Below are 14,249 nucleotides of genomic sequence, written 5' to 3'. Positions count from 1 at the left end.
TCCTGCCTCGCGCGAGGTGGGCCGACGGCGGTGCCGGCCTGCGGGCCGGTGCCGCCGTCGTCGTCTCCGGGGACCGGGCGCTCGCCCCGGTGTCAGCCGGGGAACCGTCCGGCGATGCCGCGGAGCCGTTCCAGGTGCGCCGCACGCTCGGCGTCGGGCGTCCAGACGTTGCTGTTGCGAGGACTGAGCCCCACCGCGCCGTCGATGCCCTCGCGCAGCACGTCGGCGTGGCCGGCGTGCCGCTGGAGCTCGGCAAGCAGGTGCACCAGCACGGTGTGGAGGTCGACGTCCCCGTCGGCGCCCCACCACGGCACGTGCCCGCGCGCGTCGAGCGGGAGGTCGGCGACGGTGGCGTCGGCGAAGGTCTGCGCGCGGCGGTACAGGTCCAGGATGCCCGCAGCCGTCTCGTCGGCCGTCGCGTACATGTCGGCCTCGGGGTCGTCGTCCGGGGCGTCGGGGTCCGACCAGGCTGCCATCCACGGCACCTCGTGCGGGTGCGGCCACGGGCGGCCGAACGTCACGCCGAGGTAGCCGATCTCCACGCTGGCGCAGTGCTTGACCAGACCGAGGAGGCTGGTCCCGGTCGGGGTGCGGGGCGTGCGCAGCGCCCGCTCGGACAGGCCCTCGGTCTTCCACACGATCGCCTCGCGGGCGTGCCGGAGGTAGCGGTGGAGCGTGGCCTTGGGGTCGGCGGCCGGAGCGTGGTGAGCCATCTGCCGATGGTGGCACGGGCTGGTGGCACGGGCTCGGGACGTTCGGTGCCGGGGGCGGGACCTTCGGCCGTGGGGCCGGCACGGGCGCGCTCGTAGCGTGGCCGGTGAGGCGCCTGACGGGGCGCCGGGCCGTGGCTGCGACGGGGCACCACGGCTGCTCGTACCCGGTCGTGGCAACCGGGTGCCCGAGCCCGCGCGGCCTCCTGAGGCGGGCCGCGCCGAGGGGCCGTGGTCCGTGGTTCGCGGGCCACGGTCCCTCTTTGTGCCAGAGCGAGCGTGGGGAGGGCCCTGTGCCGGTTCTGGCACGGGCGGTGCGGTCAGCGGCGCCGCCGGCGGGTCGTGAGCGCCGGGACGGCGACGGCGACGAGCGTGAGCGCGGCGCCCACGTAGGTGGCAGCGCCCGGGGGCTGGGCGCCGGGCGTGACGACGTCGAGCAGCAGTGCGCCCACCACCTGCCCGGCGATCATGCCGAGCCCCAGCAGCAGCACCCCCACGCGGTGCACCACCGCCGCCGAGATGGCGATGAACGCGATGCCGATCAGGCCGCCCGTGTAGAGCAGCGGCTCGGGCGGGAGAGCGCCGTGCGGTACGCCGCGCACCAGCACGGAGATGCCGAGCGCCACCAGCAGCACGGCCGTGCCCACCACGAAGTTCAGGAACGTGGCGGCGACGATGCCGCCCGACCCGGTGCCCGCGGCGGCACGGACCCGGCCGTTGACGGCCTGCTGCCACGCCGAGCCGACGCCGGCGAGCAGCGGCAGCACCGCGAGCGCGAGCGTGGCCGGGGAGCCGAGGTCGCCCCAGACGGCCACGAGCACCGCCACCACCGTCAGCGCCGGGCCCACCGCGCGGCCCACGGTGATCAGCCGCACCCCGCCGGGGGCCAGGCCCAGCCGGTCCACCAGCAGCGAGCTCACGGACTGGCCGGCGACGATCGCGACGATGAAGATCGCCACGCCCAGGGCGCCCACGGTCAGGCCCTGCGTCGCCACCAGGAAGCCGCCGGCGGCACCGCCCAGGCACTCCCACCAGCGCAGGCCGCCACCGCGGGGACCGCCCTCGCGCAGGCGGGTCACCACCTGGCCGAGCGCGGCGCGCGAGCGGCGTGAGACCACCAGCGCCAGCGCGAGCCACAGCAGGCCCGAGCCGAACGAGATCGCGGCGGCGAGGAACCCGCTGTCGACCCGGTCGGCGAGCGTGCCGTTGACCCGGCTCTGCAGGGCGACGCCGAACCCGGCGACGACGGCGAGCGCGACGCCGAGCACCTTCAGGGCCTCCGAGGAAGCGTCGTCCGCGGGCACCGGGCCCGGCTCGACGGGATCGTCGGTCATGGCCGCGAGTGTATGCCCGGGCATCGTTCGTCGAAGGTCACGGGGTCGTTCGCCGGGTGCAACACCCCCGAAACGCCCGGAGGTCACGCTGGGGGCGGTGCACCGCCCGTGCACCGCCCCGGAGCACAGGAGCCCTCATGGAAGCGAACCCCTCCGTCCTCGCTCGCCGACGGCCGGCCCGGGCCGAGCCCGCGCGGCCGCGGCAGAGCCCGCGCCGCGACGACCTCACCGTGGATCCTGGTGACCGCCGCCGCCGTGCGAACGCGGCCCTGCTCGAGCTCGTCGTCGAGCGCGGCGCACGTCGCGCCGGGTGAGAGCCCGACCGGGGGAGCCCGGGATCGCCGCGGCGGTACGGCCGCGCGGCTAGTGTCGGCGTCGTGGCCCCACGCCGTGGTTCCGACGACACCTTCACGTTCGACCTCGTGCCGGACGACGAGGTCGACGAGCCGCTGCCTGGCACGGAGGACCAGGAGCCTGCTCCCGGCAGGGCGCCCGACGGCGATCCCGGCCAGGACGGCGGCAGCCGCCCGTGGTGGGTGCGTGTGCGCGGTGCGTCCCGGCGTCGGACGGTGGCCGCGGTGGTGGTGCTGGTGGCGCTGCTCGGCACGGCCGGCACCGTCTCGACGGTGCGCGACCGCGAGCGCACCGAGCGCCTGCGGGCCGCACCCGGGGGTGTGGCCGACCTGAGCGTGCCCCTGCGCGAGCGCTGGACGTACGGCGAGGGCGACCCGTGGCCGGTGGCCGCCATGCGGGACCTCGTCGTGGTCATCACCGGCACCGGGGCCCTGGCCCTGGAGCAGCAGTCCTGGTTCCAGCCCGAGCCGCTCACGCCGCAGCCCCAGGGCGGGGTGCTGCGCGGGATCGACCTCGACACGGGGCGTGAGCGCTGGCAGGTGCCCGTCGAGCGGGTGGAGAACTGCGGCCCCAGGGCGGACGGGGCGTTCGGCGTACGGCCACGCATGCCGGTCTCCGAGGTGGTGGTGTGCGTCGTCGAGGTGGACGGGCAGCGCTCGGTGCTCACCGTCGACGGGCAGGGGCGGACGACCGTGCGGGCCTTGGAGGAGGCGGGCCCCGCGGGTGACGTCGCGGTGGCTGCGGGAGGAGCCGTGGTGCGGGCGGAGACCGCGGGCGAGATGCCACCGCTCCTGCCGGATATCGTCGGCGACGAGCGGATCGGCTGGGACGTCAGCGAGGCGTTCCAGCCGCCGGACGTGCGCGTGGTCATGGAGGACGCCCGGACGGGCGAGGTGCGGTGGGAGCGTCTGCTCCCCGTGCCCGAGGTGCGTCCCGGTGGCGACTGGTGGGCTTGCGCGCAGTGGTCCGGAGGGGGCGACCCCGTGCTCGACGTGGGACGGGTCTCCCTGGGGGGTGGGGATCCCGTCGTGGTGACCGCCTGCGGCCTGACGGCTCAGCTGACGTCCTCCGGTGAGGTCGTGGCCGGGTCCGGCCTCGACGAGAGCGGGCGCAGGTACGAGACCTGGGCGCACGCGTTGGCCGACGGCGGGTTCGCCGTCGTGGACATGTCTCGCTCCGGCGACCTCACCAGGGGGCCGGCTCGTGTGCTGGACCGCGACGGGCGGGAGGTGGCGTCGCCGGACGGTGGCGTGCTCGACCCGTTGAGCACCGACGGGACCCAGGCCGACCTGGTGCTGACCCGGGACGGCGGCGAGGTCGTCGCTCTCGACGCTTCCGGGCGGGAGGTGTGGCGGGCCGAGGGCCTCTCGGGTGTGCGAGGCGCCGTGGCGCGTGCCGGTGGCACCGCCGTGCTGCTGCGCGACGACTCGGGCCGGTTCCTCGTGGGACTCGACCTGGGGACTGGCCGGACCCTGTGGACGTGGCCGATGGACGTCGGGACCGGGGCCTCGCCCGGATACGTGCCCGGGGTGGACGAGTACGTCCGGGGCGCCTGGACCGACGGGCGGGTGCTCCTGGTGGCAGGGCCCGGGTACGGCGCGACCGAGCGGCCCGCGTCGTGGACGGCGCTCGACCTGCGCAGCGGCGACGTGATGTGGCAGGTGCCGCAGGACGAGGCCGGCCCGTCCCTGCCCGGCACCGGCGTCTACCGGGCGGTCGACGGGCGGGTGCTCTTCTGGGACGGCACCCGGGTGACCCGCCTGGGCTGAAGGGAGCGCTCGCGACGACGGCGGCCCGCCCTTCGCGGGGCGGACCGCCGTCGTGCTCTCGTCCGGACGCCGCGCGCCGGCTCTTCGCGGCTGACCTGGCGCGCACGGCCCCGGGCGCTCAGGCCTCGCCGTCGGGCTGCTCCGCCGTGCCCGGTGCCGGGCCGTCGGCCAGCAGGCGGTACAGGTCGCGTCGGGCGGTGTCGAGCACCGCGGACGCCGCCTGTGCCTGCTCGGGCGTGCCGGTGCGGGCGACCTGCTCGACGGCGCCGAGCAGCGCCCCGACGGCCTCGCGCAGCTCGCGGCGGTGGCCGTGGCCCCGCCCGGTGCGGTCCCAGGGGGTGCCGAGCTCGTCGCGGTGCCGCTCGACGTGCTCCGCGCCCGCCTCGGTGAGGGAGGCGAGCTTGCGCCCCTCGTCGTCGGTGATGGCGACCAGGCCCTCGTCGGCGAGCATGCTCAGTGCCGGGTAGACGGCACCCGGGCTGGGCCGCCAGGAGCCCTCGGTGCGCTCGGCCAGCTCGGTGATGATCTGGTACCCGTGCATGGGCCGCTCGGCCAGGAGCAGCAGGATCGCGGAGCGCAGCTCGCCGCGGGCCCGGCGCCCGCCGCGGTGGCCGCTCCGCCGGCCGGGACCGCCGGGGCCGAAGCCAGGGCCGAACCCCGGCCCGCCAGGGCCGAAGCCAGGGCCGGGGCCGAACGGTCCGGGGCCGCTGCCTCCGCGGCGCCCGGGGCGCGTGGGTGCGGGCTCGCTGCCGTCCGGGGTGGGGCGGCCGGAGTGGTCGACGCCGTGGTGCCCGGGGCGGCCGTGCGGCGGCTCGGGGAAGGGGATGCGCATGGAGTCTCCGTGGGGAAGCGGGGCGAGGCTGCGAGGCTCGACCTGACAAATCCACGATAGGTCGACGATATATCGTTAAGCAAGACCCAGTGCTGCGGGCCGCGTGCGAGCCCGCGAGCCCGGCGCTGCCCGGCGGGTCCCCGCCCCGTCCGCCGCGCCGGGTGGTTCGCTCGTCGTGTGACCGGCTACGACCCCACGTTCCTCGTCCCGGCCCCCGACCGCACGCCCGGCGGTGCGCCCGGCAGCCCGGTCGCCGTCCCGCTCCCCGAGCCGCGCGACGGTCGCCCGCTGCGCCGCCTGGACCACCCTCGCTTCACGGTGCTGCTCGACCCGGCACGCCGGCTCGCCGCCGCCACGGCCGTCGGCATCGACGGCTCCGCCCTCCAGGCGCTGCCGCGCACCGGGTCCTGGCGGCTCGACCCGGGAGCCCCGCCCGAAGAGCAGGCCGGCCCCGACCTCTACCACCGCAACGACCTCGACCGCGGGCACCTCGTCCGCAGGCGCGACCCCATGTGGGGCACCGTCGAGGAGGCCCGCGAGGCGGGCGAGGCCACGTTCGTCTACACCAACGCCGCACCCCAGGTCGGCCGCTTCAACCAGTCCAAGGAGCTGTGGAACGGCCTCGAGGACCACGTGCTCACCTACGCCGAGGCCCACCAGCGGCGCGCCGTCGTCCTCACCGGCACCGTCCTCGCCGACGACGACCCGGTGTACCGGGGCGTCGGCATCCCGCGCCGCTTCTGGAAGGTAGCCGCCTGGGCCACCAGCCGCTGGCAGATGCCCGACGACGGTGCGAGCAGCGGGATCACCCAGGTGCTCACCCTCGCCTCGGCCGCGTTCGTGCTCGACCAGTCCCCGCTGCTCGACGACGACACCCTGGCGCACGCCACCGCCCAGGCGCTCGCCGCCGACCAGGCCCCACCCCTCGGCCCCTTCCGCACGTTCCAGGTGCCCGTGGCCGACGTCGCCGCGCTCACCGGGCTCGACCTCGGGCCGCTGCCCGCCGCCGACGTGCTCGGTGCGGCGGTGGCGCCATCGGCCGTGCTGCCGCCCCCGCCTGCCGTGCCGGCGGCCTGGACCGTGCTGGAGGGGCCGGGGGACGTGCGGGTCTGACGGGCCCGGCCCGCGCCGGCCCGCGCCAGGGCGCACCCCGGCGCTCGGGTGCGACACGGGATCCGCGGAGACGTCGGTACTGACGCCCGGGGCGACGAACAGGGAGGATGGCAGGCATGGACCCTCTGCTCGTCGCGGTGCTCGGTGCTGCCGCGGTCCTGACCGTGACCGCGCTCGCCCCCCGGACCGGGGTCTCGGCCCCGCTGATCCTCGTCCTGCTCGGCGTCGGCGTCAGCTTCATGCCGTTCGTGCCGCCCATCGAGATCGACCCCGAGTGGATCCTGGCGGGCGTGCTGCCCCCGCTGCTCTACTCCAGCGCCGTCTCCCTGCCCACCATGGACTTCCGCCGCGACTTCGCCGCCATCGGCGGGCTCTCGGTGGTGCTCGTGGTCGTCACCGCCGTGCTGCTGGGCTTCGTGTTCTCCGCCCTGCTGCCCGGGCTCGGCCTGGCCGGCGGCATCGCGCTCGGCGCCATCGTCAGCCCCACCGACGCCGTCGCCACGTCCATCGTCAAGAAGCTCGGCGCACCACCGCGCGTGGTCACCGTGCTCGAGGGCGAGGGCCTGTTCAACGACGCCTCCGCCCTCGTGCTGCTCCGCTCCGCCGTGGCCGCCACCGCCGCGTCCGTGTCCTTCGCCGAGGTGGCCGGCGACTTCGCCTGGGCCGTGGCAGCCGCCGTGGTGTGCGGCGCCGTCGTCGGCTGGCTCGGCCTGCGCGCCCGCCGCAGCATCTCCAGCTCCGCCCTGTCCACCGGGGTCTCGTTCGTGGTGCCGTTCCTGGCCTACCTGCCCGCCGAGCACCTCGAGGCGTCCGGCCTGGTCGCCGTCGTCACCGCCGGGCTCATCACCGGCCACGGATCCGCCAAGCACCTGCGCCCGCAGGACCGCGTCTCCGAGCACTCCAACTGGCGCACCGTCGAGATCCTGCTCGAGGGCGCCGTGTTCCTCGTCATGGGCCTCGAGCTGTTCGCCCTCGTCGAGGACGTGCGCGAAGAGCAGGGCAGCCTCTGGCTCGCCGCCGGCATCGCGGCGCTCGCCGCCGTCGTCGTCCTGGCCGTGCGCACCGCCTACGTGGCCCCGCTGCTGTGGCAGCTCGCCCGCCGTGCCCGGCGCGGCGCAGCCGTGCGGCCGATGCTGCGGACCGCCCAGGAGCGCATCGACGCACGCCTCGCGGACGCCGGTGCCGACCAGACGATCGTGCTCGCCCCCGCCCAACGGCCCCGGCCCGGGGAGCGGCCGGACCCGGAGGCGTTCGCCGAGGCGTTCGACGCCGTCGAGCCGACGGCGGACGGCGCCCGCTCGGTGCCCACCTCGCGCGTGCAGCGCGTGCGCAGCGGCCTGGTGCGGCGCGTGGCCGACATCGACTACCTCACCGCCAAGCCGCTCGGTCCCCGCGAGGGCGTGCTGCTCGTCTGGGCGGGCATGCGCGGCGTGGTCACCCTGGCCGCCGCCCAGTCGCTCCCGGCGGACTTCCCGCACCGGTCGTTCGCCGTGCTCGTGGCGTTCGGGGTCGCCGCCGGCACCCTGCTGGTGCAGGGCGGCACCCTGCCCTGGGTGGTGCGGCGCCTGGGGCTCGCCGGCTCCGGCAGGACGTCCAAGGACGAGCTCATGGCCGTGCGCCGCGTGGTCGAGGGAGCGGCGCGCGAGCTCCTCGACGAGCTCGGCGACGACGACGGCGCCCCCTACGCGCCCGACGTCGTGGCGCGCGTGCGGTCCGACGTCGTGCGCAGCCAGGCGTCCGACGACGTGGACGCGCAGGAGAGCGTGGCCCGCATGAAGCAGTACCGCGAGCTGCGGCTGCGCACCATCGAGGCGCAGCGGGCCGCGCTGCTCGAGGCGCGTTCCTCCGGCGTGCACGACTCACGGCTGCTGGAGCAGGCGCTCGACGCGCTCGACGCCGAGCAGATCATGGTGGAGATGAAGAAGCGCTGACCTGCGTGCGACCCGGAGCGCACCTGGGCCCCTCACCGCGCGGTGAGGGGCCCAGGCGCTCGCGGGTCGAGCGCGTCGTCAGGCGGACTTGACCTCGCGTGTCGCCACCCGGAACAGGCCGCCCACCAGCGGCGCCACCACCCAGATGAGCGACGACGTCGCGAGCTGCGCCCAGCCCTCGCCGTCGACCGGCTGACCCATCAGCAGCACCTGGCCGGAGGTGCCCAGGTCGATCCACGGCAGCGCGTCCTGGACGGCCGGGATCAGCATCACCACGAGCGAGAACACCGCGGGCAGCAGCAGCAGGCTCACGATCGCCAGCGGCGTGTTGAGCAGCAGCAGACCGAACCCGATGCCCTGCGCCATCCCGAGCACCGCGAGCAGCAGCATGCCGCCCACCACGCCGAGGTCGAGCGACCACGCCGGGTCCACGTCGCGGAAGAGGACCACGGCCAGGTGCGCCAGGGCGGCGAGCACCACGGCTGCCGCGAAGAACACGACCGCCGAGGCGAGCGCGCTCACCAGCTTGGCGAGCCCCACCCGCATACGGCGCGGCTCGAGCGTGAACGTCACCAGCGCGGTGCGCTGCGACCACTCCGACGTCGCCGCCAGCACACCCACGATCGGCAGCAGCATGGACATGGGGGTCGACGTGCCCAGCAGGAACGCCTGGAACGAGTGGTTCCCGCCGTTCACGATCGCCATGATGGTGAGCACCGCGGCCGTGATGATCCCGATGACGACGAGCAGCCAGCGGCCGGCGCGCGTGTCGAGCTGCTTGCGCCACTCGACCAGCGTGAGGGTGAGGAACGAGACGGGGCGTACGTCCCGCACGGCGGCGGCGGACGCCGTGGAGCGTGTGGTGGTCAGGGTGCTCATGCCGACACCGCCTCTCGGGCGTCGTCGGCGGTGAGCTCGAGGAACAGCTCCTCCAGCCCGCGCGACTGCGCGGCCCGCAGCTCCACCACGACGACGCCGGCACGGGCGGCGGCCCGCGCGACGTCGGGCGCCTCCGCCTCGGCCTGCACGCCGCCGGTCGCCAGCACCTCGGCGGCGATCCCCGCGGCCTGCAGCGCCGCGGCCAGGGCCGCGTCGTCGTCGGACCGGGCGAACGTGCCCGCCTGGCTCAGCAGCTCCTCCTTGCTGCCCTGCGCCACGATGCGGCCGCGACCGATCACCACGAGACGGTCGGCCACGAGCTCGACCTCGTTCAGCAGGTGGGAGGAGAGCAGCACCGTGCCGCCCTGGCGGGCGAAGCCCTGCAGCAGGTCCCGCATCCAGCGGATGCCTGCCGGGTCCAGGCCGTTGGCCGGCTCGTCGAGGATCAGCACCTCCGGGTCGCCGAGGAGGGCGTTGGCGATGCCCAGGCGCTGGCGCATGCCGAGCGAGTAGGCGCCCACGCGGCGGGCAGCCTCGCGGGAGGTCAGGCCCACCAGGTCGAGCACGGTCTCGACCCGCTCCCGCCCGACGCCGGTGGTCATCGCCGTGAGCGTCAGCACCTCCCGGCCGGTGCGGCCGGCGTGCTGCGCGGAGGCGTCCAGGAGCACGCCGACGCGGCGGCCGGGGTTGGTGAGCGCCGCGAACGGCACACCGAGCACGCGGGCGCTGCCCGACGTCGCCGGCGTGAGCCCGCACAGCATGCGCATGGTGGTGGACTTGCCGGCGCCGTTCGGGCCGAGGAAGCCGGTGACGTGCCCCGGTTCCGCGGTGAACGACACGTCGTCCACGGCGGTGTGCCCGCCGTATCTCTTGGTCAGGTGCTCCACGGTGATCATGGCTCCCACCCTGGCGCCCGGCCGGGCCCGCGCGCGTCGCCCGGACGGATGGACCTGCTCATCCGTCCGGAGGAACGCGGCGTCCTGCGTCGAGGCCCACGTCATCCTTCTGGACGACCCGCTGCAGCCGCCCGGTCGATGGAGGCCGGGCTCCGCCTGCTTAGGCTCGAGTCATGGCCCCCGCCGGAACGACGTCGCCGGGCGCAGCCGTGCCGGGCTCCGGCACGAGCGCTGCGCCGCCGGGTCCGCCCGTCCCCCTGCCGCCGGCTCCCGCGGCGAGACCGGCGCGCGGGCCTCGCCGCCCGCGCCTGGCCAGGCTCTGGGGCGAGACGTGGCGCATCCTCGCCGCCGCCGTCTTCGGGTTCTTCGTCTCGGGCTTCGTGGCCTACGAGGCGAGCATCGGTGACCGTGACATGTCCGGCGGGCGGTGGGCCCTGGACTTCGTCCTGGGCATCGCCTCTCTCGCTCTGCTCCCGCTGCGCCGCCGCGCCCCGACAGTGGTCGCCCTGGTGGTCAGCGCCGTCACCGCCTTCTCCGTCACCGCAGCGGGCACCGAGGCGATCGTGGCGATCTCCCTGGCCACGCACCGCCGCTGGTGGCGGATCGCCGCCGTCGGCGTCGTCTTCGTCGGGGCCGGCACGGCGTACGAGTGGCTGAACCCCGTGGAGGCGGCGCCGTCCTACCCTCTCGTGCTGAACGTCGTGATCATGGTGGGGGTCTACGCCCTGCTCGTGTGGATCGGGGCGTACATCGGCCTGCGGCGCGAGCACCTGGCCTCCCTCCGCGAGCGGGCCGAGACCGCCGAGCGGGAGCAGGCCAGCCGGGTGGCTCAGGCGCGGGCGAACGAGCGGTCCCGCATCGCCCGGGAGATGCACGACGTGCTCGCCCACCGGATGTCGCTCGTGGCCATGCACGCCGGCGCGCTCGCCTACCGCACCGACCTGCCGCCGGCGAAGGTGGCGGAGACGGCCGCCGTCGTGCAGTCCAGCGCGCACGCCGCGCTGGAGGAGCTGCGGGAGGTGCTGGGAGTGCTGCGCAGCACCGACGGCGAGGACAGGACCGCCGCGGACCATCACCCCGAGCGCCCGCAGCCCACCCTCGCCGACCTGGACGAGCTGGTGGCCGAGGCCCGCGCGGGCGGCACCCAGGTGCAGGTCGAGCGCCTCTCGGCCGATCTGGCGGGCCTGCCGGTCGCCGTCTCCCGCAACGCGTTCCGCATCGTCCAGGAGGCGCTCACCAACGCGCGCAAGCACGCCCCCTGGGCTCCCGTCACCGTGACGGTGTGGGGTGCTCCCGGGGACGGGCTCTCCCTGACGGTCCGCAACCCGCTGCGCACCGTGGGGCCGACCCCCGCCGAGCTGCCGCCCGTGTCCGGGCTGGGGCTCGTGGGGCTGACCGAGCGGGCCGAGCTCAGCGGCGGGCGGTTCTCCTACGGGGAGCGCGGTGGGCAGTTCGTGGTCTCGGCCTGGCTACCGTGGGCGCCGTGAGCACCGCGCAGCACCCCGATCCCGCGACCTCTCCCGCCGCATCCGCCGCCGGGTCCGCTCCCGTGGCGGGGGTCTCCGTCGTCCTGGTCGACGACGACGCCCTGGTGCGCGCCGGGCTCGGGCTCATCCTCGGTGGCTCGCCGTCGATCCGCGTGGTGGGGGAGGCCGGCGACGGCGCCGCGGGCGTCGACGTGGTGCAGCGCGAGCGACCCGACGTCGTGCTGATGGACATCCGCATGCCCCGGCTCGACGGGCTGGAGGCCACCCGGCGCCTCGTGACGGCGGGCGTGCCCTCCCGCGTCATCGTGCTCACCACGTTCGACGCCGACGACATGGTGCTCGAGGCGCTGCGCGCCGGTGCCGCCGGGTTCCTGCTCAAGGACACCCCGCCCGCCCGGCTGGTGGCCGCCGTGCACGCCGCCGCGGCGGGCGAGCCCACGCTCTCGCCGAGCGTCACGGCCCGGCTCATCTCGGCCGTCTCCGAGCGTGGCGGCTCCGACCGGCGCCAGGACGCCGCGCAGCGGCTGGTCCAGCTCACCGAGCGGGAGCGGGAGGTGGCCGTGATGATCGCGCGCGGGCTGCCCAACGCGGAGATCGCCGCCGAGCTGTACATGAGCGTGCCCACGGTCAAGACGCACGTCTCGCGCATCCTCACCAAGCTCGGGGCCACCAACCGGGTGCAGGCGGCGATCGTGGTGCACGACGCCGGGCTGGTCTGAGCGTCCGGACTCTTTCCTCTGAGGAAAGTCATGGCTAGGGTTTCCCGCATGGAAACTGAGCGGGTGGACGCCCGCGCCGCCCTCGCCGTCGTGGAGCGGACCCGCACGGTCAACGCCCAACGGCTGCAGCGCCCGCGCCGCTACTGGCTGATCGCGGGCGCCCTCTTGGCGGTCCACGGGCTGATCCCGCTCACCTCGGGCTGGCCCCTGGTCGCCTCCCTCGCCCCGCTCGCACTGCTCGTCACGATCGTGACGTTCGCCGCCCGGCGTCAGCCGTCGGCCGTCCGCAAGATGAGGCTCCGCGGCCACATGTGGCTGCCGCTGCTCGGCCTGGCGCTCGCCGCCGGCGTGCTCCAGGCCGTGAGCACGGTCCTGTACGGCACCTATGGGCTGTGGTGGACACCCGTGGTGGCCGCAGCGATGCTCTTCGGCGGCACCCTGCTCGCCGGCCCGGCCATCGACCGGCACTGGGCTCGTGAGGTGAGCGGCGTTGAGCGCTGAGCCGCGCGCCCTGCCACCGCTCGACCCTGTGATCCACCCGATCCAGAGGCTCCGGATCTGCGCTCTCCTCGAACCCGTCACCGAGGAGGAGTTCGGCACGCTCCGCGAGCTGCTCGGCACCAGCGACTCCGCGCTGAGCAAGCAGCTCGCCGCTCTCGGACAGGCCGACTACGTCCAGCAGCGGCGTGCCTCCCGTGGCGGGCGCAGCCGCGTCTGGGTCAGCCTCACGCCTCGCGGACGCCGTGCGTTCCAAGGCCACCTGGCAGCCCTGACGGCGCTCGCGGGCGGCTCTGAGGGCTGACTCGGCCCTGGGTCCTGAGCCGGCCCCCGGGGTGGGCGGTCAGGCGAGATGCTCCCGCAGCCAGGCGATGTCCGGGGCCATGTCTCCGTGGGTCTCGCACACCACGGGAGCCCCGGCGGCCGCGACGACGCCGGCCAGCAGCTCGCCCGGGATGGTGCCCTCGCCGAAGTGGGCGTGGCGGTCGGCGCCCGACCCGGCGGTGTCGCGCGAGTCGTTGGCGTGCACCAGGTCGATGCGGCCGGTGATGCCCGTGATCTGCTCGACGGCGGTGTCCAGGTCGATGCCGCCGGCCCAGGCGTGGCAGGTGTCGAGCGTGAAGCCGACCACCGACGCGTTGGCCGAGGACATGACGGCCTCCCACAGCTGCTCGATCCGCTCCAGGCGCCGGGCCATCGAGTGGTCGCCGCCCGCGGTGTTCTCGATGAGCACGGGCACGTCGGTGTCGAGCGAGTCGATGGCCTTGCGCCAGTTGTCGAACCCGGTGGCCGGGTCGTCCTTGGCCGTCACGTGGCCGCCGTGCACCACCACGCCCTTGGCGCCGATGGCGGCCGCGCCGGTCATGGTCTGCTGCAGCAGCTTGCGGCTGGGGATGCGGATGCGGTTGTTGGTCGACGCCACGTTGATGACGTACGGGGCGTGCACGTACAGGTCGATGCCCGCCGCCTCGGCGTCCGCCCGCAGCGCCTCGGCCCCGCCGGGGTAGCCGGTCTCGCCGACCTTCCACGACTGCGGGTCCCCGAGGAACACCTGGGCCACCTCGGCACCGATGGCCTTGGCCTGCTCGACGGCGTCGGCCGCCTCCACGTGGGCACCGATCCTGATGCTGCTCATGGCGCCCACCCTAGGCGCAGGGCCCGACGCCGGCCGCCGGCGCCGGGCCCTGCCCGGGAGCGTCCGCTCAGCGACGGCGCAGCCGCACCGGCACGAGCTCGGGGCGCACGCGGCGCAGCACCATCAGGGCGGCGCCGGTCAGGAGCAGCGCACCGGCCACGAAGGCCGCGACGAGGGTGCCGCCGGTGAGCGCGAGGATCCCGCCCGCCTCCACACGGCTCCCCGGCAGCGCCGCTGCGGTGTCACGCAGGTCGGTGTGCGCCATGAAGCGCTCGTCCTCCGCCGTCGTCTCCTCGACGGCGGGGGCGGAACCTGCCTCTGCGTCCTCGGCCGGCGGCGTCGGCTCTGCCGGGCGGCCGGCGACCGGTGCCGCGGCGGGCTCGGTGGGTCGGGACGCCGCCGGCGCCTCCGGGGCGGGAGCAGCCGGGGTCGCCGCGACGGGGGCGGCGGGGGCCGGGGCCGCGGACGGCACGGCCGGTGCCGCAGGAGCCGGCCGGCCCACGGGCGCGGCGGGGGCCGGCACGGGCGGAGCCGGTGTCGCACGTACGGGCTGCGGGGCGGGGGCCGCGGGTGCGGCCCCCGCCCCGCAGCC

Annotated in this window: 15 protein-coding genes; 8 read left to right on the top strand and 7 right to left on the bottom strand. The window is 75.8% G+C overall.

The window, feature by feature from the left end; translation table 11 throughout:
- Positions 1–92 precede the first annotated feature (92 nt).
- Positions 93–713: a DinB family protein gene (locus tag DNL40_RS08735; protein ID WP_111250876.1), complete on the bottom strand. Its 621-nt coding sequence runs from the start codon at positions 711–713 to the stop codon at positions 93–95.
- Positions 714–1,030: 317 nt separating this feature from the next.
- On the bottom strand, positions 1,031–2,044 hold the full coding sequence (locus DNL40_RS08730) for a DMT family transporter (RefSeq protein WP_111250875.1): 1,014 nt from the start codon (positions 2,042–2,044) through the stop codon (positions 1,031–1,033).
- A gap of 137 nt (positions 2,045–2,181) precedes the next feature.
- On the opposite strand from DNL40_RS08730, the gene DNL40_RS16415 reads away from it, so the two are divergent.
- Together DNL40_RS16415 and DNL40_RS08725 are read left to right on the top strand one after the other, a co-directional pair.
- Positions 2,182–2,358 carry a hypothetical protein gene (locus DNL40_RS16415; protein ID WP_179951013.1) on the top strand — a complete coding sequence of 59 codons (177 nt, stop codon included), beginning with the start codon at positions 2,182–2,184 and terminating at the stop codon, positions 2,356–2,358.
- A gap of 63 nt (positions 2,359–2,421) precedes the next feature.
- Entirely contained in the window at positions 2,422–4,167 is a 1,746-nt protein-coding gene (locus DNL40_RS08725; RefSeq protein ID WP_111250874.1) for a PQQ-binding-like beta-propeller repeat protein, read from the top strand.
- A gap of 118 nt (positions 4,168–4,285) precedes the next feature.
- On the opposite strand, the gene DNL40_RS08720 is transcribed toward DNL40_RS08725, so the two are convergent.
- Positions 4,286–4,999 (bottom strand): PadR family transcriptional regulator, encoded by a 714-nt coding sequence (locus DNL40_RS08720; protein WP_111250873.1) that lies wholly within the window; start codon positions 4,997–4,999, stop codon positions 4,286–4,288.
- 177 nt (positions 5,000–5,176) lie between these two features.
- Here DNL40_RS08720 and DNL40_RS08715 point away from each other — a divergent pair, with 177 nt between their 5' ends.
- Positions 5,177–6,112, top strand: a complete 936-nt coding sequence (locus tag DNL40_RS08715; RefSeq protein ID WP_111250872.1) for a DNA/RNA non-specific endonuclease — start codon at positions 5,177–5,179, stop codon at positions 6,110–6,112.
- A gap of 116 nt (positions 6,113–6,228) precedes the next feature.
- Positions 6,229–8,043, top strand: a complete 1,815-nt coding sequence (locus tag DNL40_RS08710) for a cation:proton antiporter (RefSeq protein ID WP_111250871.1) — start codon at positions 6,229–6,231, stop codon at positions 8,041–8,043.
- Between the two features lie 78 nt (positions 8,044–8,121).
- Here DNL40_RS08710 and DNL40_RS08705 read toward each other — a convergent pair whose 3' ends face one another.
- A complete protein-coding gene (locus tag DNL40_RS08705) occupies positions 8,122–8,922 on the bottom strand; it encodes a hypothetical protein (protein ID WP_111250870.1) in 801 nt (266 codons plus the stop codon).
- Complete coding sequence (locus DNL40_RS08700) at positions 8,919–9,818, bottom strand: ABC transporter ATP-binding protein (protein WP_179951012.1); 900 nt, start codon at positions 9,816–9,818, stop codon at positions 8,919–8,921. Before DNL40_RS08700 ends, DNL40_RS08705 begins: the two co-directional genes overlap by 4 nt.
- Positions 9,819–9,991: 173 nt before the next feature.
- On the opposite strand from DNL40_RS08700, the gene DNL40_RS08695 reads away from it, so the two are divergent.
- The 4 genes from DNL40_RS08695 (at position 9,992) to DNL40_RS08680 (ending at position 12,826) form a co-directional block, all read left to right on the top strand.
- On the top strand, positions 9,992–11,305 hold the full coding sequence (locus DNL40_RS08695) for a sensor histidine kinase (RefSeq protein WP_111250868.1): 1,314 nt from the start codon (positions 9,992–9,994) through the stop codon (positions 11,303–11,305).
- A 62-nt stretch (positions 11,306–11,367) separates the two neighbouring features.
- Entirely contained in the window at positions 11,368–12,024 is a 657-nt protein-coding gene (locus DNL40_RS08690) for a response regulator (protein ID WP_111251000.1), read from the top strand.
- A 48-nt stretch (positions 12,025–12,072) separates the two neighbouring features.
- Positions 12,073–12,525: a hypothetical protein gene (locus tag DNL40_RS08685; RefSeq protein ID WP_146252057.1), complete on the top strand. Its 453-nt coding sequence runs from the start codon at positions 12,073–12,075 to the stop codon at positions 12,523–12,525.
- Positions 12,515–12,826, top strand: a complete 312-nt coding sequence (locus DNL40_RS08680; RefSeq protein ID WP_111250866.1) for a transcriptional regulator — start codon at positions 12,515–12,517, stop codon at positions 12,824–12,826. The genes DNL40_RS08685 and DNL40_RS08680 overlap by 11 nt, the downstream gene beginning before the upstream one ends.
- A 39-nt stretch (positions 12,827–12,865) precedes the next feature.
- On the opposite strand, the gene DNL40_RS08675 is transcribed toward DNL40_RS08680, so the two are convergent.
- Both DNL40_RS08675 and DNL40_RS16410 read right to left on the bottom strand, forming a co-directional pair.
- Positions 12,866–13,657 carry a deoxyribonuclease IV gene (locus DNL40_RS08675; RefSeq protein ID WP_111250865.1) on the bottom strand — a complete coding sequence of 264 codons (792 nt, stop codon included), beginning with the start codon at positions 13,655–13,657 and terminating at the stop codon, positions 12,866–12,868.
- Between the two features lie 67 nt (positions 13,658–13,724).
- Positions 13,725–14,249, bottom strand: a 525-nt coding sequence (locus DNL40_RS16410) for a hypothetical protein (RefSeq protein WP_218926022.1), incomplete at its 5' end; no start/stop codon positions are given.

Origin of the sequence: Xylanimonas oleitrophica (assembly GCF_003244315.1) — a bacterium.
In the GTDB taxonomy this organism is placed as follows: Bacteria; Actinomycetota; Actinomycetes; order Actinomycetales; family Cellulomonadaceae; genus Xylanimonas_A; species Xylanimonas_A oleitrophica.
Note: the sequence above shows the minus strand (reverse complement) of the source record. Positions and strands in the feature narration are given on the sequence as shown.